The organism is Maribellus sediminis (genome assembly GCF_011799805.1).
Taxonomy (GTDB): Bacteria; Bacteroidota; Bacteroidia; order Bacteroidales; family Prolixibacteraceae; genus Draconibacterium; species Draconibacterium sediminis_A.
The window spans coordinates 137,948-161,257 of record NZ_WXUB01000001.1; the positions used below are offsets into that span (position 1 = coordinate 137,948).

Below are 23,310 nucleotides of genomic sequence, written 5' to 3' on the forward strand. Positions count from 1 at the left end.
ATTCCGGTCGGGAATAATTCATTCTTACAAGATTGTATGAAACAGATAGCTCAATTGGTCGCTTTGTTTATTACATTATCTGCATTTCTTTTTCCTGCAAGGGTTGAAGCACAGGTAGTGATTAACGAATTTCTGGCTTCCAATACCGGAACAACTGTCGATCCTGATTACGGGGAAAGTGCCGACTGGATTGAAATTTACAACGCAGGGAATTCGGTGGTCGACATTGGAGGGTACTACCTTACCGATAATTTTAACAATACAAGCAAATGGAAGATTCCTGAAGGAACGCAAATTGAGCCACAAGGCTTCCTGCTTATCTGGGCCGATGGATATGACAACGGCCTGCACACCAATTTCAAAATTTCCGCTGATGGAGAAGAACTGGCTATTTTAAATCAGGATGGAATATTTATCGATTCGGTTTCATTCGGATTTCAGGAACCCAACATTTCAATGGGTCGAAAACCTGATGGTGGGCCGGATTGGAACTTTTTCCCCGAATCCTCTCCGGGTTTCCCGAATAGCACACAAAATTTTGAAGGAATTGTAAAAAATAAGCCTCTTTTTGATCCCTTGGGTGGAATTTTTAAGACGCCTGTTACAGTGTCGGTATTTAACTCTTTTGGAGGTGATATGCGCTATACAATCGATGGTTCTGTACCCACCGAGAATTCTCCGGTTTTAACTACAGACCTTCGAATTGAAAAAACTACAGTGCTCAGGGTGCGTATTTTTAAAGAAAACCAGGTTCCGGGTGAAACGGTAACCAACACTTATTTTATCGATGAGAATGATTCCATCGGGAAACTCCCGGTAGTTTCGCTGGCATCGGATCCTGAAAATTTCTGGGATACGGTGCAAGGAATTTATGTGCAGGATTTCAAACCTGAATGGGAAATTCCGATTAACATAGAACTTTTTGAAAACGATGGCAGCGATCGTGCAGGGTTTAACCTCGCAGCCGGCACAAAAATCAACGGATTGTATTCCTGGCAGCTTCCGCAGAAGATGTTAGGAATTTATTTCCGCAAAGAATACGGAAAAGGGAAGCTCGAATATCCGCTTTTATTTGATCGCGACCGATCTGCTTACGATGATTTTGCCTTAAGAGCATCGGGAAGCGACTGGGCTTTCACCCTGTTCAGAGATGGCATGGCACAAACGCTGACTGCTGATAACATGGACGTCGACTTCCAGGGAATCAGACCCTGTGTGGTGTTTGTCAACGGAGCGTACATGGGAATTCATAATATCCGCTCAAAAGTGAACGAAGACTTTATAGTGCAGAATCGCAAGCTTGGCGACCGGAAAATTGACATGGTAGAGAATGAAAATTATGTAGAAACCGGCTCACTTGATCAATACGCGGCGTTTGAAACTTTATACCACAAGGATTTGTCAAATCAGGCTAACTACAATGCTGTGGCCGAATTGATGGATATTGAAAATTTTACTGATTTTGTGATCACAGAAATCTACTCCCAAAATACTTCAGTCGATCATAACATCATGGCATGGAAGCCGCAGGACGGTGGAAAGTGGAAATGGATTTTGAATGATCTGGATCGCACCTTCTTCAATGCCGGGAATAACATGATTAATTTTTACGCCGGCAAAAGTGTGATTCCGCTTTCTGCGCTTCTTAAGAATGACGACTACAGGCATTATTTTGGTAAACGCCTGGCTGATCACCTGTTTACAACCTTTGATCCCGATCGGGTAAAGGCGATGATCGATGAATTTAGAACCAACATTGAAGAAGAAGTCCCAAAACATATTGAACGATGGAAGGGGACCAGTTCTGGCTATGGTGATCCGATTCCTTCAGTGGAGCACTGGAACAACGAAATAGACAAAATGAAGGTGTTTGCCGAGCACCGGCCAGCGGCCCTTTTAAATGATCTGAAAAACTATGGTTTTGAGGCCAGTAAATCTTTAGCGCTGCTGATATCCCCCGCAAATGCAGGTACAGTTAATTTCAACGGCATCAAAATTAAACAGGCTGAAAGCGAGGGTGCGTATCCCAAAAATGAAGAAATAAAGTTGTTTGCCGAAGCAAAAAGCGGAGATGATTTTATAGGTTGGAAAATACTCAGGAGTATTGCCATTATTGAGAAGGAAGCAGTTTGGAAATACAACGATTCAGGAACTGCTGCTCCTTCAACATGGAAAACTGCAGATTTTGATGATAGCGAATGGAAAGAAGGGCAGGCGGAACTTGGTTATGGCGACGGCGACGAAAATACACTGGTCGACTATGGAGGAGACGGCAGTAATAAACACATTACCACGTATTTCAGGAAAAAGTTCGTAATTGAAGATCCCGGCAATCTTGATAACTTAAAAGTTAATTTGAAATGCGACGACGGTGCCATAGTATACCTTAACGGTGTTGTGGTAATACGCGAAAACATGCCGGAAGGTGAAATAGTAAACTCAACCCGGGCTCTTACTGCTATTAGTGGTGGCGATGAAAGCGACTTTTTTGTTTATCCGGTTGATAAAACGCTTCTGGACACAGGTAATAATGTTATTGCCGTAGAAATTCACCAGGCAAATCCGACAAGTTCTGATATCAGTTTCGATTTGCAACTGACAGCATTTTCAACCGACAGTTCAGGTTTGATTACCAGTAACTCGTTAACTTTTACGCATACCGAAGATCTTGAGGTGATCGCACTTTTTGAAAGCGATGGAAGTTGTATCGTTCCGGAAGAGATTGCTGAAGAAATGATATTGAAAAAGGAATGTTCTCCTTATTGTGTGCCGGATGATGTTGTGATTACAAAAACGGGTAATCTTATCGTTGAACCGGGCGTTGAAATTTGGTTTTCGGATAATGTTTCAATGCATGTAACCGGCAAACTCGAAACAAGAGGAACTAATGAAGAGCCGGTGGTTTTCAGAAGTAATCCCGAAAGTAAAAACCACAAATGGGGAAACCTGAATTTTGTTAATGCCGATACCTCATATCTGACCAATATTATTATTGAAGATGCTTCGAAAGGAGGAAATCCGATACGGGAAATTGCTGCAGTTTCCGCTTTCAATTCCGTATTAATTATTGATGGTGCGGTGATAGAAAATGTTCATGAAAATCCGGTGCTTGGAAGATATTCTGATATTACGATGAAAAACAGCAGGCTGCATTCCGGGATAACGGGCGACCTTATCAATATTAAATACGGAAAAGGCTTAATCGACAGTTGTGAATTTATTGGGAATGACTTGCCGGATACCGACGCAATTGATTATGATGATGTTGAAAACGGCGTGATCAGGAATTCCTTTATTCGCGATTTTCACGGTTTGAACAGCGATGCGATCGACATAGGTGAAAGGGCAAAGAATATCACTATCGAAAATATGTTGGTGTATAACATTACTGACAAAGGTGTTTCAGTAGGGCAGCAATCATCAGCCAATATTTTAAATTCGGTTTTTGTCAACTGCAATTTGGGAGCCGGACTGAAAGACTCAAGCCGGGTGACAATAGATCATTGTACCTACTACGGAAATGGAACTTCTGTGGCCACTTACGAAAAGAATGAAGGTGACGCCGGTGCAAATGTGAGGATTACGAATTCCATTCTTTCGAATGCCTACGATGCCAGTTATTTCAGCGATTCAAAATCTACCATTGAAATTTCGCATTCAAGCTCCGACAACGATGAACTGCCGAGGTCAGGCAACAATTTATTTGTCGATCCTCAATTTGTCAATCCCAATTTGTTTGATTTTAGCTTATTGGCTGCTTCACCATGTATTGGTGCGGGATCCTCCGGGGATATCGGTTCAGATCTTTCGATAGAACACGAATTTAACCAGGTTTTAATAAGCGGAATAGCATTCAAATCTAATCCTGTATCAGAAATTATTGAGTTTATTAAACTCTCCAATCCGGGAAGGTCAGAAATTGATATTTCCGGTTATGTATTTACAAAAGGTATCACATTCGCATTTCCCGAAAATACCATTCTTGAGCCTGGTAAAGATGTTTACGTGGCCTACAACATAAGTTCTGATTTCTGGTTCAATAAAAACCGGGATGTTTACCAGTGGGAAAGCGGAAGACTGGCTGATGAAGGGGAAGCTATCAGATTGGAAACTCCCCAGGGAATTATTATCGATCAGGTGCATTACAATTTGGATGAAAGCTGGCCGGAAATCGCAAATGGAGAAGGTATTTCGTTAAATTCGAATGAGCTTGATAACCACTTTGGGAAGAACTGGAAGAAGAATAATTTGAACACTTTATTGAACGTAAAATCAGAGGATACAACGAATAGTAAATTGGCATTTTACCCAAATCCTACTTCAGGAGTAGTAAATATTTCAGGACTCGATACTGAGGGTGCACTTATCACTGTCTTCACTCTTACAGGAATTCCGGTGAAAAGTGAAAACCTCAATGCAAATCAGGCTCAAATTGATTTAAGTAATTTGCCTGAGGGAATGTATCTGTTGCGTTGTGGTTCGTATGCTCAACAAATTATATTATTGAAATAAGCTTACGGCGACAGAAAGCCGATTTCGTTCTCAAGAACTAGCAATCGGTGCTGCAATTGGCTTCCACCTGTTCTTTTTCAATTTGAAAAGTGGTGTGCCCAATACCAAAGCGATGTTCGAGATCGTTCTGCAGACGGGCCAAAAAAGCATCGTCGTTTCCGCCGGGCATGATCAGGTGAGCAGTAAGCGCCACTTTGGTGGTACTCATGGCCCAAATGTGCAGGTCGTGCACATTTATCACGCCTTTCTGAGCTTCCAGAAAGGTGCGGACCTCCTCCACTTTAATGTGATTTGGTACAGCATCGAGCGCCAGTCTCAGCGAATCGGTAAACAACTTCCAGGTACCCCACAAAACAACTGCGATAATCACAAAACTGGTTAGTGGATCGATCCAGAGTGCACCGGTGGACATAATAAGTAATCCGGCAATAACCACCCCCAGCGAAACGCCCGCATCGGCGGCCATGTGCAGAAACGCTCCCTTAATATTGAGGTCTTCCTTCTGGCCTTTCATAAAAAGCAGGGCGGTAATGGTGTTGATCACCACTCCGATTCCCGCAACAATCATTACTTGTGTTCCTGCCACCGGTTCAGGATTTTGGATTTTCCCAATGGCATCCCAGGCGATAAAACCTACAGCACCGAATAACAGCAGGGCGTTCAAAATAGAAACCAGAATGGTAGTTTTGCGCAGTCCGTAGGTGTATTTGCCGGTTGGTTTAATGGTCGCCATCCAGGCGGCAGTCCATGCAAAAACAAGACTCAGCACATCGCTGGCATTGTGGCCGGCATCGGCAAGTAACGCCGATGAATTGGCCAGCATGCCATAAATCACTTCTACCACCACAAATACCACATTTAGCGCAATGCCAATGGCAAAGGCCTTACCGTGGCGGTTGCCCGGCTCGTGGTGGTGATCATGTGAATGCGAATGTGCCATCCTTATTTTGTTAGAATAGAATTACAATGTACAAAAGTCAGTATAATAAACAGTACATATTTAAATCCTTAAATAATCTTCTGACTTACAACAATAAATACGTTTTTATTGAACTAACTCACCCTGATTGCGACTTCGTCACAATCGTCCCTCTCTATACGTAGAGAGGGAACAGAGGGAGAGTAAAATTCGTACATTAAAATGTTCTGGATCAATCATATGTAATTCATTAGCTGTAAATCAGCAATTGAGCTTTGGTTGTACTTAATTCCTTTTCCATTTCCAGTAAATTTTCCAGGCTGTCGTAATAAACAGTTAGTTCAAACAAGTACTCGGTAAGCGAAATTGAGCCTTTGTCCAAAGCCTTTTTCAGCAATTCGAGGTCGCTTTGTAAAGACAGCTGATCGCGAAATTCGCTGATGTTCTGCTGCAGCGCGATCGCCTTGGTATGAAGTGTTTTCATTTCGTTGTAAAAACGCATCTTTTCATCGATTTGCCGGTGCTGGGCCGCTTCGTTTTTCAGCCGTGCATATTTCACCGTGTTCTTGTTTTCAAACAGTGGAATCGATATTCCAACCGTAAGTCCCTGGAAATGTTCGCCAACTACTTTTTCGCTCATATAACCTGCATTCAGTTTGGGCAGGCTTTGGGCGCTTTGCAGCCTGGTGTTTTTTTCCGATATATCTATTTCCTGTTTTAACCAGTTGAGCACCGGATTGTTTACAGCCGCTTGTTCAACCCACTGTTCGAAATCAGTATCGATTGCCGACAGTTGAAAAACGCTGTCGTTAAAATCCACGGCATTTCCACCGTTAAGCGTTGCCAGTTGTTGCAACAACGTTTGCCGCTGAATTTCAATGTGTCGTAACTCAGCTTCTGTATTTAATAAGGTAACTTTTGCTTTGTTCCGGTCCAGAATGTTGGCTTCTCCTACATTGAGTTTTGTTTCAACCGATTGTGCAATCCGGCTGGCATTTTCCTGTCGTTTTTGGTATTCTGTTCGCAGTGCATTCTGGTAAGTGAGTTCAGCACAAATCAAACGCACCCGAAGAAAAATATCCAGCTTTTGCTTTTTGTATTCCAGTTCGGCCTGCTCATTTTTCATGTCAGCAATTTGATTGCGGTATGCATAGGCCGATGGAAAATCAAACGACTGCTGAACGCTGATGTCGGTACGGTTACCGATAGCCGAAGGGTTGCCCCACAAGTAATGAAATTCCACCTCGGGATTTTGCAGCTGAATACCTGTTTTATTGCCCATTTTTTCAGCTTCAACAGTTTTTCTGAGGGCTGAAAGCGTGGTATTGTTGTTCTCAATTTCAGCCAGTAAGGCATCAATATTATTTTGTGCCGATGAAAACTGGCCAATCGTTAGAACAGCGGTAAGTATCAATAGTAGTTGTTTCATTTCGATTCCTTTTTAGCGTATCCGTTTTTGTTTAAGGCATAGTAAACAATAGGCACAACATAAATATTCATGATGGTTGACGTAAGCAAACCACCAAGGATAACCTGTGCCATCGGGCTTTGTATTTCATTACCCGGCAGATCGCCTTTCATTGCCAGCGGAATAAGCGCGAGGGCGGCTGTTAATGCGGTCATCAGAATGGGTAACAAGCGGTCTTTAGATCCATGCACTAAGGTTTCGTACAACTTTTCGCCCTGTTGCTCCAGGTTCTGGTAACGCGAAACCAGCAGGATGCCGTTTCGGGTAGCGATGCCGAAAAGTGTAATAAAGCCGATAATAGCCGGAATGCTTAACATGCCCGACGTCAGCAAAATGGCAAAAATACCACCAATGAGCGCCAGCGGCAGATTTAGCAAAATGATGCCTGCCAACTTAAAGTTTTTGAATTCCTGGAACAGAAGCATGAAGATGACGAAAAGTGCTGCAATGGAAGTGAGTAACAACATGCGCGAAGCCTTTTCCTCGCTTTCAAACTGGCCGCCGTACTCAATGCGATAACCTTCCGGCAGTTCAATGTTTGCGTTGACGTTTTGTTTGATCTCTTCCACAACGCTGTGCAAATCGCGACCGGCAACGTTGGCCGAAACCACCAGTTTACGTTTTACATTTTCGCGGCTGATGGAGTTTGGCCCGCTGGCTGAAACGATTTCTGCGACTTCGCCTAGCGGTACTTTTTTCCCGTCGTGTGTATCGATCAATGCATTTTTAATGCCTTCCAGTTTTTCAGTATAATCGTTGTTGTACCGAAGTATCAGATCGTATGTTCTTTGTCCTTCGTAAATGTCCGCCATTTTTTCGCCGCCGAGTGCCACATCAACAAATTCGTTGAATTCGTGGATTGGAATGCCGTAAAATGCCAGCATATCGCGGTTGGGACGGATTTGAATCTGCGGGATCTCAATCTGCTGTTCTACGTTTACATCTACCAGCCCGTCGATATCAAAGATGCTTGATTTAATTTGATTGCCCATCTGGAACATCCGGTTTAAATCGGAGCCAAACAGTTTAATGGCGATGTTGGCGCGTGTTCCCGACAACATGTGGTCGATGCGATGTCCCAAAGGCTGACCTACGGTAAACGCAATTCCCGGAACTCCTGAAAGTTTGCTGCGGACGTCCTTCATAAACGTTTCCAGTTCGCGGTCTTTTAAAGTGAAATTCACATCGATTTCAGCACTGTTGGTGCTTTGTGAGTGCGTGTCGAGTTCACCACGGCCGGTACGCCGGGCGGTGCTGTTTACTTCAGGAATTGAAAGCATTTCTGTTTCTACCAGTTCGCCCAATTTGTCGCTTTCTTCCAGCGATGTTCCGGGTTGCGTGATCACCGATAGTGTTAAAGCTCCTTCGTTAAATTCCGGTAGAAAGCTTCGGCCAAAACCTGTGAAAATAAACAGAGACAGCACAAACAAGCCCAGAATTGGAATTGCAACTGCTTTTTTATGTTGTAATACCCAGATCAGTGAGCGTTCGTAGCCTATCGTGAGATTGCGTGCCAGCCAGCTTTCTTTTGAATTGCGGGAGAGATATTTGTCGCTTGATAACATCATTTTCGAAAGTAGCGGGGTGAGTGTCATTGCAACAATCAGCGACATAAACAGCGAAACGATATAGGCAATTCCGAGTGGTTTTAACATGCGGCCTTCCATTCCTGATAGGAAGAAGAGTGGCATAAAAGCAACGATGATAATTAAGGTTGCATTCAAAATTGAAGCCCTGATTTCTTTTGAGGCCTCGTACACCACCGTAAAAGAACTCTGGTGCTCGCCTTTTGGCAGCTGGAAATTTTGCCGGAGACGTTTGTACACGTTCTCCACATCGATAATGGCATCGTCCACCAGCGAACCGATGGCGATGGTCATTCCACCCAAACTCATGGTATTGATGTTCAGCCCAAAAAGGTTAAGCACAATTGCCGATCCCAGCAACGAAAGCGGAATGGCAAGCAGCGAGATCAGTGTTGTTCTGAAACTTCCGAGGAAAAGGAACAGGATGACAATTACCAGAACCGCTCCTTCCAACAGCGCACGTTGCACGTTGTTTACTGATGTTTCGATAAATTCTGCCTGGCGGAAAATTTTTGTATTGATGCTTACATCAGGTGGTAAGGTAGCCTTCATGGCAGCCAGCTTTTGCTCGATGTTTTCGGTAACCTCCAGTGTATTGGTCTTGGGTTGTTTCGAAATGGAAATAATGATCGCCTTTTTGCCATTGTGCGAAGCATATCCCATTTTAACGGCACTGCCGATTTTTACTTCTGCAACATCGTTTACCCGAACAGGTTTTCCGTCTATTATTTTGATGAAAGTATTTCCCAGTTCTTCGGGATTCGAAGTACGGGCTACGCCGCGCACCACGTATTCGTTACCGTGTTCACGAACGATCTTACCCGTCGAATTCTGGCTCATTTCGCGGCAGGCATCAGCCAGTTCGTTGATGGAAACACCGTAGAAATTCATTCTCAGGGGGTCGGCCAGCACCTGGTACTGTTTGTAATCGCCGCCAATAATGGTCACCTGCGAAACTCCTCCGGTGGCCAAAATTACGGGTTGTATATCCCATTCCGCGATCGAACGAAGTGTCATCAGATCGGTGGTATCTGATTGAAGACTGAGGAAAAATATTTCGCCCATAACACTCGACTGCGGAGCCAGGATTGGTTCGCCAACATTTGCCGGCATTGCTTCCTGAACGCTTATCAGTTTTTCACTAACCACCTGACGTGCTTTGTAAACGTCGGTTCCCCAATCGAAATCGACCCAAACAAATGAAAAGCCAAGTCCGGATGTTGAACGCACGCGACGAACGCCCATCGCACCGTTTACTGCTGTTTCTATGGGGTAGGTAACCAGGCGCTCTACTTCTTCCGGAGCCATGCCGTGTGCATCGGTCATTACAATTACGGTAGGTGCCGTGAGGTCGGGAAACACGTCAACATCAGTGTGTTTTACCGTGTAGATTCCAAACACGACCAGCACAACCGAACTCAAAATAATCAGGTATTTATTGTTCAGCGAGAACTTTATAATGTTGTTAATCATTGTGTTTTCTTTTTAGTGAACATGTCCGGCGTGGGCATCCAATGTTCCGGTGGCTTTAGCCAGTTTTACCTGCATGGCACCGTGTGTTACAATTCGCTCATCGGCACTCAAGCCCGAAATTACCTCGGTTTGTAAACCATCGGTTCCACCGATCTTAACTTCGCGTTTCTCAAACATTTCCGGCGTTTGCTGCACAAAAACATAGTAAATGCCCTGTTCTTCCAGAAGCGCACCATTCGGAACGGTTATCGCTTTGGAGTTGGTAAGGGTTTTCAGAAATATTTCAACAAAAGTACCAGGGGCAAAACCTGCATGGTTGGCAATTTCTATATTTACCGGGAAGAGGTAGGAATCATCGGGTGCCGATTTCCCAAAAGAAAGGATCTTGCCGTTCAGTTCGTCCAGCGTGAACGTTAGGTCATCATGCATGGTGCTGATGTTTGCTGTATTTACTTCCGGTAACAAGGGCAGGTATTTTTGCTGCACCTGCGCAGTGAGGAGCAGTTTGTTGTTTTGCGTGATGCTAACCAAAGGCTGGCCGGCAGCGACGTACTGTCCGTTGCTGACAAATATCTGTTTCACAAAACCATTCATTTTGCTCTTCACCATCTGACCGGATTCATTAAAATTTTTTGAAAGGTTTTCGTAAACTGCTTTGCTGGTTTCGTAGGCATTTTTGGCATTCAGTAATTCCTGCTCCGAAACCAGGCGGTCTTTCACCAGTTCCGATTTGCGTTCGTAATTGGCTTTGCTGGTTTCGTAATTGCTTTTGGCTTCTGCCAGTTGAACCGCAAAGTTGTTTTCGGCCATTTCGCTCGAGGAAATCGTGAAAAGCTTTTCGCCATTTGACACTGTTTTTCCTTCAACCAAATTGCTGTTGCTGAACAACACCAGACCGGCAGCTTTGGCAGCAATAATTTCTTCTTCGCCAGGTGCTGATTCGATTTTAGCCACTGTTTTTATTACCGGCCCGAACGCTTGTTCCCGGGGCAAAGCAGTTTCGAAATCGATTTTCCATGATTGCTCTTTTGTGAAAACGGTAGCGTTTACCGCCGATGGTTCGTCTCCGTGGTCATGATGTTCTTCCAGTTCCTCGTCGCTGGCAAAAACATCTACATCGGGAACAATAACCTCGAATTGATCTCCTCCGGTTTCTATTTCGAAATACAGCTTCCCTTCACCCGAAACAGTAGGATCAAGTGAAAAACTGTAGATGCCTTTTCGAAGCGGTTCGTTTAAAGTTTGGCTCACTGTTTTTCCATTAACGATGAGTTTGGCAGTTACTTTTCCCGATTCAAGTGGTTTGAAATTTTCAAGAAAAGTAAAGTGCGCCAGAATATTGGCCGACTCGCCTAATACCATGGCATCGGCTTCTGCAAACAGTTCAAAGTTAGCAGTGTAAGCGGTGAATTGAACTTTTTCGTGTTCGTGTTCCTCAGCAGCTTCGTGCTCGTGGTCTTGCTCAGCTTCTTCGCTGTGTGATGACTGGGATTGATGGCATGAGAAAAACATAAATGCAATAACTGCCATCCATAAGAATTTTGATTTCATTCTAATAATGTTGTTTAATTTTCCGAATAATAAAACGTGATTCCGGACGGGAGCCGGAAAGAAGTTTGGCGGGGAAAATTAAACCATTGGTGGAGCACGTAAACCTTTGGTTGACGCGTAAATACTTGCTGGTAAAGGAATGGTCCCTTCAATGTGATAACGCCAGTCGCAGGTATTTGTAATGAGTTGAGATTTGAATAATTCGGATGTGGTCAGGCTGTAGTTTTTTAGCAAACACGAGATAACCGTAGCCTGTTGTGCTTTTATTTGTTTCCCGGGAATTACAAGCAGGTGGTGCAAGGCACAATCGCTCGCTTCGTTTTCAGAATGATCGTGATTACAAGCTGTTGTGTGGCCATCAGCTTCATGCTGGTTGGTGTGTGTATGGTGACAACTGGAAATTCCGAAAAAAGGTTGCCCATCGTGCTGGTGATGAGGTACTAAAGCATGTGCCAGAATAACCGATCCGGCCAGCAATAAAAAAAGACTCCCAATATGTTTTAGTTTGCTTTTCAAAAAGTATAATTCCAGTTATTTGCTTCAGCGAATAACAAAAGTAAAAAAAAGTTGCTAAGCGAAAAGCTTAACAATAAGTATTTTGATGCGCTTCAAAAAGAAACCCGGCAGCTTAGAAATACTAAACAAACCGGGTTATTCCTTTCAATCCCTCAACTAAACTTTATTTCTCCTCATCTTTTTTCCGGTCGTAATGACAGCAGCCTGGCAGTTCGTTGTATACCTCATCCTTTGCTTTGTAATGTGGTGTATCGTGCCCTACTTTTGCAACGGCTTTTTCGATCTTGTCGGTGCTGGTAAGAGCATCGTCGAAAGTTACTTCCAGCATTTTTGTTTCTTTATTCCAGTCAGCTTTAGAAACTCCTTCAACCGCACTTGCAGCTTTTTCGATACGTTTTTCGCACATACCACAATTTCCAGACACTTTAATTTTTTCCGTTTTGTTTCCTGCAAAAACGGTAAATGCGCCCATTATAAACAGGGCTGCTAAACTCAAAACTTTTGCTTTCATCTTTTAAAATTTTAAATGGTTAATTATTAAGTTGTTATCCTAATTTTTAAATCTTTCCTTTTTCAAATTCACCCTTGAGGGGAATAAAAGGGGTGAATTTTGTTGAAATACTTATTCATCCTCCAGCCCCCTTCAAAGGGGGAGTTGAAAGCTGAATCTGAAGAAAATCTTTTAACATGTGCAATATCTGTTTTTTATTTTTTTCGTAATCGCAATGCATTGGTAATTACTGAAACCGAACTAAAGCTCATGGCAGTTGCTGCAATAATGGGACTCAGCAAAATGCCAAAAAACGGAAACAGGATTCCGGCAGCTACCGGGACTCCAACCGAGTTGTAAACAAATGCAAAGAACAGGTTCTGTTTAATGTTCTTCATAACTTTATGACTCAACTCACGAGCCCTTACAATTCCATTCAAATCACCTTTTACAAGTGTTATTTCTGCACTCTCCATGGCGATATCGGTGCCGGTGCCCATGGCAATACCAATGTTTGCCCTGGTAAGTGCCGGTGCATCGTTAATACCGTCGCCTGCCATGGCTACGATATGACCCTGGTCCTGTAATTCTTTTACTTTCCTGTTTTTGTCATCCGGAAGGCAGTTGGCAGAATAGCTGTCGAGCCCTATTTCATCGGCTACTGCCTTGGCGGTTTGTTCATTGTCGCCGGTAAACATGTGTACCTTTAAACCCTTTCGTTGCAATTCGTGAATGGCTTTTTTTGAGGTGGATTTTATGGAGTCGGCAACGCTGATAATTCCTTCTATGTTTTTAGTAGATATTACATACATCACTGTGTGGCCATAAGATTGCCATTCTTTTGCTTCATCTCGAACATCTCTTTCAGCGGTAATTCCAAAATCTTCTAACAAGCGGTGGTTTCCCAGACCAAATGTTTCATTTTTGTAAGTTGCCTTTACTCCTTTGCCGGTAATCGATTCAAAATCCTCTATTTTTTCGGTTTTGATCTTTTTCTCTTTAGCACCAGCAATAATGGATGCTGCAATGGGGTGTTCGCTGTTTGCTTCCAGGGATGCCGCCAGTTTCAACACTTCTTCATCGCTCATTTTACCGAACGATTTATAACTCTTGAGCGATGGTTTTCCTTCGGTAATGGTCCCGGTTTTATCGATTACCAGCGTATCAACCTTATTCATCTCTTCGATGGCACGCGCATCTTTTACCAGGACTCCGGACTGCGCCATTCGTCCCGAACCAACCATGATAGACATGGGTGTAGCAAGTCCAAGTGCACATGGACAGGCGACGATTAGAACCGCAACTGCATTTACAAAAGCGTAAACATAGGTCGGTTCGGGTCCCCAAATGGCCCAAATAATAAAAGTTGCTATGGCTACTGAAACCACAATCTGGACAAAATACTTCGAAATGGTATCCGCCATACTCTGAATAGGCGCCCGCGAGCGTCCGGCTTCATTCACCTGTTCCACAATTTGTGAAAGCAGGGTGTCTTCTCCAACTTTTTCTGCTTTCATTTCAAAGGCCGTTTTTCCGTTGACCGTTCCCCCGGTAACCTTGTCGTTTTTCTCCTTGTCGACCGGAATCGATTCACCGGTAATCATGCTTTCGTCGATCACGGCATTACCGTTCGTGATTACTCCGTCGACGGGTATTTTCTCACCCGGTTTTACTTTCAGAATGTCGCCAACCTGCACCTTTTCAAGTGGTATTTCCATTTCTTCGCCTTCGCGAATGATCCGGGCCACGGGAGGCGCAAGTTCCAGCAATGCCTTTATGGCTGAATTAGTTTTACTGTGTGCCTTTAACTCGAGCACCTGTCCCAGCAGCACTAGTGTAAGGATTACTGCGGCTGCTTCGAAATATACGTGAACATTGCCCTGTCCATCTTTAAATTGCGCAGGGAAGATGCCCGGCATGAGTATGGCAACTACACTAAACAAAAAAGCAGCCCCGACACCAATTGAAATTAGTGTCCACATGTTAGGACTGCGCCTGACTATTGAACTCCATCCACGTTTGAAAAAGTCCCATCCGGCATAAAAAACTACAGGAGTAGCCAATGCAAACTCAATCCAGTTCCAGACTTTTTCTGATGCAATGTTATTCAGTTTTAAAAAGGGAACCATTCCCGACATGGCTATTATTAACAAAGGCAGGCTAAATCCTACCGCCAGCCAGAACTTACGAAGCATTTTTTTGTACGCTTTTTCTTCCTCGCTTACATTCCCGCTTTTTTCGGGAACCAGGTCCATCCCGCACTTCGGACAACTTCCGGGGTGGTCTTGTTTTACCTCCGGGTGCATTGGGCAGGTGTAAGTTGTATTTTTGCTGCTGCTTTTTTTGCTTTCTTCTTTTTTCAGATCCATGCCACAAACCGGACAAGAGCCTGGTTCATTGTACATTTTGTCGCCTTCGCAACGCATGGGGCAGTAGTATTTGCCTTTTCCGTTTGATGATGCTTTATGTTGATGTTGGTGATTGTGTTGTTTATTATGCTCATGATGCTTGTGCGAACTACCACCGGCAGAATGATTGGCATGGTAAGATTGTCCTGCTTCTTCAACAGGAACAAGGTGCATGTTGCACACCGGACAATCACCCGGCTGGTCGTAGCTTTTATCGCCTTCGCAATGCATCGGGCAGGCATATTTCTTTACTTTTTCCATATTCATGTTTTTCTTTCTCTATGGATTAATGTGAAAGAACGCTTTTCTTTTCTTCGAACTCATCTTTGTTGATCTCGCCCCTTGCATAGCGCTCTTTTAAAATGTCAAGAGCCGATTTTCTTTCTGTTGAAACTGAGTTTCCAGAATTGACACTTTTGGTGACCGCCCAGATAATAAGTACCAGAATTGCCAGGCCAGCCAACCAGCCAAAGCCCATTCCCCAACTCATTCCATTCATTCCTGTTCCAATCATTCCGTACATGATGTGCCTCCTTTCTAAATTTTTACTACTGTAAAGTTACAATGCCGGCCTTCCAAATGCGTTACATCTTTTTTAAATTGATTTACACTATTTTAAGTCACACTTTATCGATCGATTTGCGCTTTTGTTCTCCCAGTTTTTTATAGTAGGAAGGCGTAAATCCGGTTACTTTTTTAAACTGTCCTGATAGGTGGGCCACACTGCTGTATCCCAGTTCCCAGGCAATCTCACTTAAGGTTTTTTCGTCGTACACCAGCAATTCTTTAACTCGTTCAATTTTCAGGTTAATGAGGTGCTTTTCGATGGTTGTACCTTCAATCGACGAAAACAAGGTGCTCAGATATGGATAATCAAGATTCAATTTACCGGTGAGGTAGTCCGAAAAATTCTCTTCGTGTTCGCCCGAGTGCTGATACACGTAATCGATTGACGCATTCCTGATCTTTTCAATCAGGCGGCTTTTGGCATCGTTGATGATTTCGAAACCAACTCTTTTTAATTGTTGGTTCACTTGTTTTACAGTTTCGTCGCGAAGTACTTCAGTAGTAGTCACCTTTCCCAATTGCACGTTTTCCACTTCAATACCTGCTTCACTGAAGATCTGCGAAACTACCATCACACAACGCTGGCAGACCATGTTCTTAATGTTTATATCCATAATCGTAATTTTATCGCTAGAATTCCATGTTCATGGTTACGCTCTTTCGAATATTTACGTCTCTTTTTTTGTTAAGTCGTTTACAGACAGTTTCTTTACCTCTATTTTGCGAGTCGGATGAGTTCCTTCCTCTTCGTTTTCTTCATTTACGAACGAACAGGAGCGCATCTCGAATTTTGCATTTTTATCGAACAGCATTTTGATCCCCAGTGCCAGCATGACAATAGCAACCAAAACCACAGATACGATAATTGTTTTGATGATCATGAGCGTCTTATTTAATCGTTTCTTTCGTCTCTCCGCAACTCAACATCATATCCCCGAAATACGGATTCCGGATTTCTTTTTCAGCGCTAAACCAGTAAGCTCCCTGATCGCCGTTGGCCATAGGGCAGTACTGATAATAAGTAGTGTCGTTGTCAAGCCCGAACATTTTCAGGCTTTTGTACAATGCAAGATTTAAAGTGGCGTATTCTAATCTCTGCTCGTCAATGTTGTTGCTGTTACCAATTTTTTGCAATGCCGGTTTTAAGGTTTTTAGTTGATCCATCCAGGCCATGTGGGCATCGCCTTTGAGGAGCTCCATTTCAACATTACCCAATGCATTGGCCGAATTTTTTGCTTCGGTACTCACTTTGGCTGCATCCGAAGCAATAAATGCCTCGTTCATTTTTAAGTAGGTTTCGTAAAAAGCAGTGAGTTGTTTCACAAATTTTGGATCGACTTTAACCTGTTCAATCACTGCATTTTCTTTATCAGAACTCATATTCATTTCGCCGTGATTGTGACCGGTTGTGATCGCTTCACCTCCGGGATTCATCATACTTTGTTTGCCTTGTAACTGAGCGGCTGCATCAATTTTGAATACGCCGTTGGTAGCAATTACCTCGCCTTCTTCGAGTCCTTCGGCTACCACATAATTATCGCCCGCTTCAGGTCCGAGTGTAATTTCATGATACAGGAACGTTGGATTCTCGCGCTCCGGAACTTTTACGTAAACCACTGCTCGTTTTCCTGTCCACAGCACCGCTGATTTTGGCACAAGCAACTGTTCCGAATTACTGGCTATGCGCGATGTAACGGTACCCGAAACAAACATCTCGGGTTTGATTTTTTGTCCGGGATTGCGTTGTTCCACCCTCACTTTTGCAATACGTGTTTTGGCATCGATGATCGGATCGATAAAAGCTACCTTGCCGCTAAATTTCTCAGCGGGTAACGACGGAATGATGAATTCAACCTTGTCGCCACTTTTGACCCATGGAAGGTCGCTTTCGTAGGCATCAAACTGTATCCATACGGTGCTGAGATCCACAACTTTAAAAAGTGCGCTGCCTTCTTTTACGTAATCGCCCAATGCCACGTGGCGCATGGTGACGGTCCCCGAGATGGGTGAAACCACATCGAAATGCACCTTCGGTTCGCCATTCTTTTCAATTTCGGCTACTTGTTCATCGCTAATGTCCCACAACCTGAGTTTGTTTTTTGCGGCATTGTACAGTGCCGGCCGGCTTTCCTTAAATTGTGCAGCCTCAATCAGCTCACGCTGTGCAGTAACCAGATCGGGTGAATAGATGGTGGCCAGTTTGTCGCCTTTTTTTACGTCCTGGCCTGTAAAATTGATGAACAGTTTTTCGATTCGGCCTCCATAGCGGGCAGTTATAAAAGAAATATTGCGTTCGTCTTCCTGTACTTTTCCCTGCAGAAAGATTTCATTTTGCGGTGTTTCCAATTTTACAACTGTTGTACGGATATTTGCCAGCTCGGCTGCCGCTTCCGTTAACATCAATTCATTCGGATTGGTGTTGTTTTCATCGTTTTGCATTGATGAAAGCGGAATAAGGTCCATGCCGCAAATGGGGCAGTCACCCGGTTCGTTTTGTTTTATTTGCGGGTGCATCGAGCAGGTCCAGACGGTGGCTTCCTCTGCTCCATGATCGTGTCCTTCGTGGCTTTCAGTTGCTGATCCTGCTTCGGTACTTTCTCCCCCATTGTGGAAGAACAGCCAGCCCAGTAACAAACCGGCCGCCAGCACCACCAGCACCAGTTTGTAATTCGTTTTTATATTTTGAATGATCTCTTTCATTTCTTTCTTTTTTTAGGTCTTCAGTTTATTTTCCCATCAGGTATTTTATGTTTGAAATAGCCGCCTGCTTGTCGGTTTTGGCTTTTTCGAGTTCCAGCGCATATTTCAAAAGTTTGCGTTCCATGCGCAGCAACTCTTCGAAATTCTTTCCGCTGGTGGCGTACTCGGTTTCCATGATATTCAGCGAACGCTGCGCTAGCGTGAGTTGCATATTGTACAATTCTATTCGCCGGTTGGCATCCATGTACTCCGTGTAAGCCGCTTCGAAAATCGCTTCAAGCATGTTGTCCTTGTTTTGCATTTCGAATGTTTTAGCCGATTCCTGCAGTACCACCTCTTTTACCATGGAGTTGTATTTATTTCGGTAAAGCGGAATGCTTAAGCCAATGCGGGGAAACATAAAAGCATCTTTCCCTTCCAGGTTCATTTCGCCTTTACCGACATTGATATAATCGAATCCGACCGAAATTGAAGGGCTTCCCTGCTTGCGGGCTACTTCCTGTTTCAAACTGAACAGTTCCCGCTCCAGTTCCAGCTTCAACAACTGGTGGTTTTGAGCGCGAATACTATCGAGGATGGCCACTTTTGAAAATTCAAGGTCGTTTGCCCATAAGTCGTTTGGCAATTTTACGGGTGTGTCCAGCGTGTCATTCAGCATTTGGTTGAAAAGTACCGTTTGCGAACGCATTTTATCCTTGAGCAATGCCAGTTGGTTCTCCAATTCACCGGTTTCCATTTCTATCCGGTATTCATCGACTGTTGAAACCAGTCCGGCTTCTATTTTAGCCACTGCCAGCTTCTGAAATGCCGATAAAATCTCCAGATTTTCACCGGTAATATCAATGGCTTTTTGCGTGAAGTACAGGTTGAAATAGGTCCCCCTAACGTCGTTGAACAATTGCGATTTAGCTTCTTCAAACAATTCATATTTCACTTTAGCCGCCTGAACTGCCACATTTTCGCGGGCATTCAAAGTTCCGAACCAGGGAAACATCTGGGTAAGTGAAACCTTAAACCGCTGCGGGCCCATTCGGGTTTCCACCGGTTGAATAAAATATCCAAATGCCAGTTGCGGATCGGGCAGGGCGCTCACCTGAGGAGCTACCTCCAAAGCCGCCATGTAGTCGTCGAATTTGGCTTTCAGTCCCGGATTATTTTCAGCTGCCGTTACCAGGTAGGTGTTCAGCTCATCCTGCGCTTTTGTTGGCATTGTTGCCAGAATCAGCAGGCTGCTGATGATATATATTAATTTCTTCATAATTAACCCTCCATTTTTTTGAGCTGTTTTTTTACCAGGCGTTCCTGCCACATGCTGTACAGAACTGGTACCACAAACATTGTCAGTACCTCAATGGTCATACCGCCAAACAGTGGAATGGCCATCGGAACCATAATATCCGATCCTTTTCCGGTGGAAGTAAGCACCGGTAACAGCGCAATCAATGTTGTAGCTGTGGTCATCATGGCCGGGCGCACCCTTTTCGAGCCGGCCTCCAATACAATGGCACGCACTTCTTTTACGCTTGTGGGCTTGTGTTTTTCGTGCAATTGTTTCAGGTAAGTGCTTATCAAAACACCGTCGTCGGTGGCAACACCAAAGAGTGCGATAAATCCCACCCAAACGGCCACACTAAGGTTGATGGTTTGTACCTGGAAGAGATCGCGTAAGTTCATGCCTTCGATGCTGAAGTTTAGAAACCACGGTTGTGCATACAACCAGATCATGATAAATCCGCCGGCCAGTGCTACAATTATCCCCGAGAAAATGAGTGATGTTGAAGTGACTGACTGAAACTGAAAATACAGGATCAGGAAAATTATAAGCAGGGAGAGTGGTACCACGATCAGCAGACGTTTGGTAGCCCGGATCTGGTTCTCGTAATTCCCGGTGAAAACATAATTCACTCCGGCAGGAATCACTAATTCTCCCGTTTCGATTTTCTCTTTCAGAAATTGTTGTGCATGTTCCACCACATCCACCTCGGCATAACCATCCTGTTTATCGAATATGACATAACCAACAAGGAAGGTGTTTTCGCTTTTTATCATTTGCGGACCACGGGTATACTGAATGTCTACCAGGGTACCCAAAGGGATCTGTGCACCTCCGGGTGTTGGAATCAAAATATTTTTCAGGTCTTCCGGGTCATCGCGGAATTCGCGGGCGTAACGTACCCTGATCGGGAAGCGCTCGCGGCCTTCAACAGTATTTCCCAGTTGCATTCCGCCAACTGCACTGCCAATTATCCGCTGCAGGTCCAGCACCGAAATCCCGTATCGTGCAATGGCATCGCGGTTGATCTTCAGTTCGATATAAGGTTTCCCTACTATACGGTCGGCAAATACCGACATTGGTTTAACACCTTCCACTTCTTTAAGTAAGGTTTCTAACTCCAGCCCAACTTTCTCTATGGTCTCCAGGTCGGGTCCAAAAACTTTTATTCCGATGGGTGCCCGCATACCGGTTTGCAGCATTACCAAACGTGTTTGAATGGGCTGTAATTTCGGTGCGGAAGTCAGTCCCGGAATATTGGCCTGCTGAACGATCTCATCCCAAATATCATTAGGCGAATGAATTTCATCACGCCACTGACGCAGGTATTCACCGTTTTTGTCTTCAATTAACCGGTCTTTATCAATTATCCCGAATCCATCTGTTTCAGGATTATAAGTACCACCATCTTTTAAAAGATATGCTCCTTCGTCGTTCACTTTGAAACGCATGCGGTGCCCTTTGTCATTCAGCATGTATTCCGGTCGGTAGTTGATCACATTTTCATACATCGAAACCGGAGCCGGGTCGAGAGCAGAACTTACACGGCCCCATTTGCCGATCACATTCTCCACTTCAGGAATTGAGTTTACTTTTTTATCGAGCAGGCGAATCACTTCCAGGTTTTCTTCAATACCCGAGTGTGGCATCGTTGTTGGCATCAGCAGGAAAGAACCTTCATCGAGTGAAGGCATAAATTCCTTTCCCAGTCCCGGGAAATTCCGGTCGGCCGATGCATAAAATTTGCCTGCCTTTATTTTTTCGGGAACAAACCCGAACAACTTATCAAATCCCTGCCAGGTCATGATTCCGAAAGTGACTATCAGGATTGGGACGCTCAGGAATAGCCATTTGTGGTTAAGGCTCCAGCGTAAAATTACCGGGTAGAAATATACCACGGATGATAAGGCGCCAAGCACAAATCCAACGATTATGGCAATATAGATGAAATTGGCAAAAGCGCTGTGTTGTGCACCCATCGGCATCCATGCCCGGGTTAAAAACCAGAGCACAACAAGCAATGTAATGGCTATATTGATGTAGTTAATTACTTTTTTGCTGAGCCATTTCTCGCTTAACAAGCCATTCACACCAAAAGCGGTCAGTGCAAGTGCAATGAAGTTCCCCGAAATTATTGCCAAAACAATTCCGGCAATTATCAGAACGCCGTTCCAGAAAAAGCGCATGCGTTTTTTATCCGATTTCAGCGAGAAAACAATATTGGCCAGCATCGGAATGATCATTAATCCCAGCAGCAGTGCCGAAACCATGGCAAAAGTTTTTGTGAAAGCCAGTGGCTTAAACAATTTCCCTTCGGCAGCCTGCATGGCAAAAACCGGCAGGAAACTAACGATGGTAGTTGTTAACGCAGTAATAACAGCACCGGCTACTTCTACCGTTCCTTCATAAATGACCTGGGTGAGTTTTTTCCCTTTTGCACCTGCATTTTGTGGTAGCTCCAGATGTCGGATTATGTTTTCTGAAAACACAATCCCAACATCCACCATCACGCCGATGGCAATGGCAATTCCCGAAAGTGCTACGATGTTGGCATCAACGCCAAACTGCCGCATGGTAATGAAGGTCATTAACACACCAATAGGCAAGACACTCGAAATGAGAAAGGATGCACGCAGATTGAAAACGAGCACGATCACCACAATAATACTGATCAGTATTTCAAGTGTTAATGCTTCTTCCAGTGTCCCCAATGTTTCCTTTATTAAACCGGTACGATCGTAAAACGGAACGATGGTAACTTTAGAAGTGGTTCCGTCTTCCAGCGTATGTGATGGCAAACCAGGAGCGATCTCTTCAATTTTAGCCTTAACATTTTCGATGGCTTGCATGGGGTTTGTGCCATAACGGGCAACCACTACACCACCTACGGCTTCGGAGCCACCTTTGTCGAGGCCACCACGACGGGTTGCCGGGCCATAATTAATCTTTGCAACGTCTTTTAACCGAATTGGGACGTTGTCGCGCACCGTGACCACACTTTTCTCAAGGTCTTCCAGGTTCTTCACATAACCCAGTGCCCTGACCAGGTATTCAGCCCTGTTAAATTCGATGGTTCGGGCACCGATATCGAGGTTGCTGTTTTTTACAGCCTGTATAATTTGTGCAACATTCACCCCCTGTGCTTTCATGGCAGCGGGATCGATATCGATCTGGTATTCTTTTACAAAGCCGCCAATTGAAGCGACTTCAGCCACGCCTTCTGCCGAAGTGAGCGCATATTTTACATAGTAGTCCTGAATGGTGCGCAGTTCCTGCGGATCCCAGCCACCGGCAGGTTTACCATTTTTATCGCGGCCTTCGAGTGTATACCAGTAGATTTGTCCGAGTGCAGTGGCATCGGGGCCAAGAGCCGGTGTTACATCATCGGGGAGCGTTCCCTGGGGCAAGGAATTTAGCTTTTCCAGTATCCTTGTGCGGCTCCAGTAAAATTCAACCGATTCGTCGAATATGATATAAATACTGGATAGCCCGAAAATGCTGTTGCTTCTGATGGTTTTAACACCAGGAATACCAAGCAGCGCAGTTGTCAGCGGATAGGAGATCTGGTCTTCAATATCCTGTGGCGACCTCCCCGGCCATTCGGTATAAACAATTTGCTGATTTTCGCCAATGTCGGGTATGGCATCCACCGGAACCGGATCGCTTGGAAGAATTCCGGTCTTCCAGCTAAAAGGAGAGGTTACAACTCCCCAAATAATGAAAGTAGCAAGAACCAGTACTGTAACCAGTTTATTTTCAAGAAAAAAGCGAATTATTTTATTGAGCATATCTTATTATCCTATGAGATTAATACAACAGAGAAACCGGATCATGAGCATTCATAATC

14 protein-coding genes are annotated in these 23,310 nt (G+C 44.2%); 1 reads left to right on the top strand and 13 read right to left on the bottom strand.

Features of this window, described 5'->3' with window-relative positions; translation table 11 throughout:
* The first annotated feature begins 36 nt into the window (after nt 1-36).
* Complete coding sequence (locus HFD85_RS00535) at nt 37-4,512, top strand: lamin tail domain-containing protein (RefSeq protein ID WP_167604654.1); 4,476 nt, start codon at nt 37-39, stop codon at nt 4,510-4,512.
* A 37-nt stretch (nt 4,513-4,549) separates the two neighbouring features.
* Here the strand turns inward: HFD85_RS00535 and HFD85_RS00540 are convergent, their stop codons facing one another.
* From HFD85_RS00540 to HFD85_RS00600, 13 genes are all read right to left on the bottom strand, one after another.
* Nucleotides 4,550-5,452 (bottom strand): cation diffusion facilitator family transporter, encoded by a 903-nt coding sequence (locus HFD85_RS00540; protein ID WP_167604655.1) that lies wholly within the window; start codon nt 5,450-5,452, stop codon nt 4,550-4,552.
* 229 nt (nt 5,453-5,681) lie between these two features.
* Nucleotides 5,682-6,860: a TolC family protein gene (locus HFD85_RS00545; RefSeq protein ID WP_167604656.1), complete on the bottom strand. Its 1,179-nt coding sequence runs from the start codon at nt 6,858-6,860 to the stop codon at nt 5,682-5,684.
* Complete coding sequence (locus HFD85_RS00550; protein WP_167604657.1) at nt 6,857-9,958, bottom strand: efflux RND transporter permease subunit; 3,102 nt, start codon at nt 9,956-9,958, stop codon at nt 6,857-6,859. The genes HFD85_RS00545 and HFD85_RS00550 overlap by 4 nt, the downstream gene beginning before the upstream one ends.
* Nucleotides 9,959-9,970: 12 nt before the next feature.
* Nucleotides 9,971-11,509, bottom strand: a complete 1,539-nt coding sequence (locus tag HFD85_RS00555) for an efflux RND transporter periplasmic adaptor subunit (RefSeq protein ID WP_167604658.1) — start codon at nt 11,507-11,509, stop codon at nt 9,971-9,973.
* Between the two features lie 78 nt (nt 11,510-11,587).
* Nucleotides 11,588-12,025, bottom strand: a complete 438-nt coding sequence (locus tag HFD85_RS00560; RefSeq protein WP_167604659.1) for a hypothetical protein — start codon at nt 12,023-12,025, stop codon at nt 11,588-11,590.
* A 163-nt stretch (nt 12,026-12,188) separates the two neighbouring features.
* Nucleotides 12,189-12,536: a heavy-metal-associated domain-containing protein gene (locus HFD85_RS00565; RefSeq protein WP_167604660.1), complete on the bottom strand. Its 348-nt coding sequence runs from the start codon at nt 12,534-12,536 to the stop codon at nt 12,189-12,191.
* Nucleotides 12,537-12,730: 194 nt separating this feature from the next.
* Nucleotides 12,731-15,184, bottom strand: a complete 2,454-nt coding sequence (locus tag HFD85_RS00570) for a copper-transporting P-type ATPase (protein ID WP_240924990.1) — start codon at nt 15,182-15,184, stop codon at nt 12,731-12,733.
* A 25-nt stretch (nt 15,185-15,209) separates the two neighbouring features.
* Nucleotides 15,210-15,446: an SHOCT domain-containing protein gene (locus tag HFD85_RS00575; RefSeq protein WP_240924991.1), complete on the bottom strand. Its 237-nt coding sequence runs from the start codon at nt 15,444-15,446 to the stop codon at nt 15,210-15,212.
* A gap of 97 nt (nt 15,447-15,543) precedes the next feature.
* Nucleotides 15,544-16,104, bottom strand: coding sequence for a helix-turn-helix domain-containing protein (locus HFD85_RS00580; RefSeq protein ID WP_167604662.1), 561 nt, complete (start codon nt 16,102-16,104; stop codon nt 15,544-15,546).
* A 54-nt stretch (nt 16,105-16,158) separates the two neighbouring features.
* A complete protein-coding gene (locus HFD85_RS00585; protein ID WP_167604663.1) occupies nt 16,159-16,371 on the bottom strand; it encodes a hypothetical protein in 213 nt (70 codons plus the stop codon).
* Between the two features lie 7 nt (nt 16,372-16,378).
* Nucleotides 16,379-18,190, bottom strand: coding sequence for an efflux RND transporter periplasmic adaptor subunit (locus HFD85_RS00590; protein WP_240924992.1), 1,812 nt, complete (start codon nt 18,188-18,190; stop codon nt 16,379-16,381).
* A gap of 25 nt (nt 18,191-18,215) precedes the next feature.
* Nucleotides 18,216-19,448, bottom strand: a complete 1,233-nt coding sequence (locus tag HFD85_RS00595) for a TolC family protein (protein ID WP_167604664.1) — start codon at nt 19,446-19,448, stop codon at nt 18,216-18,218.
* Between the two features lie 2 nt (nt 19,449-19,450).
* The gene (locus tag HFD85_RS00600; protein ID WP_167604665.1) at nt 19,451-23,251 is read right to left on the bottom strand and encodes an efflux RND transporter permease subunit; all 3,801 of its coding nucleotides are present in this window, start codon (nt 23,249-23,251) and stop codon (nt 19,451-19,453) included.
* Nucleotides 23,252-23,310 lie beyond the last annotated feature (59 nt).

What these genes read in the sequence shown, in the direction of transcription:
- HFD85_RS00590 (WP_240924992.1), bottom strand. Translation starts at nt 18,190, where the DNA reads ATGAAAGAGATCATTCAAAATATAAAAACGAATTACAAACTGGTGCTG.
- HFD85_RS00535 (WP_167604654.1), top strand. Translation starts at nt 37, where the DNA reads ATGAAACAGATAGCTCAATTGGTCGCTTTGTTTATTACATTATCTGCA.
- HFD85_RS00550 (WP_167604657.1), bottom strand. Translation starts at nt 9,958, where the DNA reads ATGATTAACAACATTATAAAGTTCTCGCTGAACAATAAATACCTGATT.
- HFD85_RS00575 (WP_240924991.1), bottom strand. Translation starts at nt 15,446, where the DNA reads ATGTACGGAATGATTGGAACAGGAATGAATGGAATGAGTTGGGGAATG.
- HFD85_RS00600 (WP_167604665.1), bottom strand. Translation starts at nt 23,251, where the DNA reads ATGCTCAATAAAATAATTCGCTTTTTTCTTGAAAATAAACTGGTTACA.
- HFD85_RS00565 (WP_167604660.1), bottom strand. Translation starts at nt 12,536, where the DNA reads ATGAAAGCAAAAGTTTTGAGTTTAGCAGCCCTGTTTATAATGGGCGCA.
- HFD85_RS00555 (WP_167604658.1), bottom strand. Translation starts at nt 11,509, where the DNA reads ATGAAATCAAAATTCTTATGGATGGCAGTTATTGCATTTATGTTTTTC.
- HFD85_RS00540 (WP_167604655.1), bottom strand. Translation starts at nt 5,452, where the DNA reads ATGGCACATTCGCATTCACATGATCACCACCACGAGCCGGGCAACCGC.
- HFD85_RS00545 (WP_167604656.1), bottom strand. Translation starts at nt 6,860, where the DNA reads ATGAAACAACTACTATTGATACTTACCGCTGTTCTAACGATTGGCCAG.
- HFD85_RS00580 (WP_167604662.1), bottom strand. Translation starts at nt 16,104, where the DNA reads ATGGATATAAACATTAAGAACATGGTCTGCCAGCGTTGTGTGATGGTA.
- HFD85_RS00585 (WP_167604663.1), bottom strand. Translation starts at nt 16,371, where the DNA reads ATGATCATCAAAACAATTATCGTATCTGTGGTTTTGGTTGCTATTGTC.
- HFD85_RS00595 (WP_167604664.1), bottom strand. Translation starts at nt 19,448, where the DNA reads ATGAAGAAATTAATATATATCATCAGCAGCCTGCTGATTCTGGCAACA.
- HFD85_RS00570 (WP_240924990.1), bottom strand. Translation starts at nt 15,184, where the DNA reads ATGGAAAAAGTAAAGAAATATGCCTGCCCGATGCATTGCGAAGGCGAT.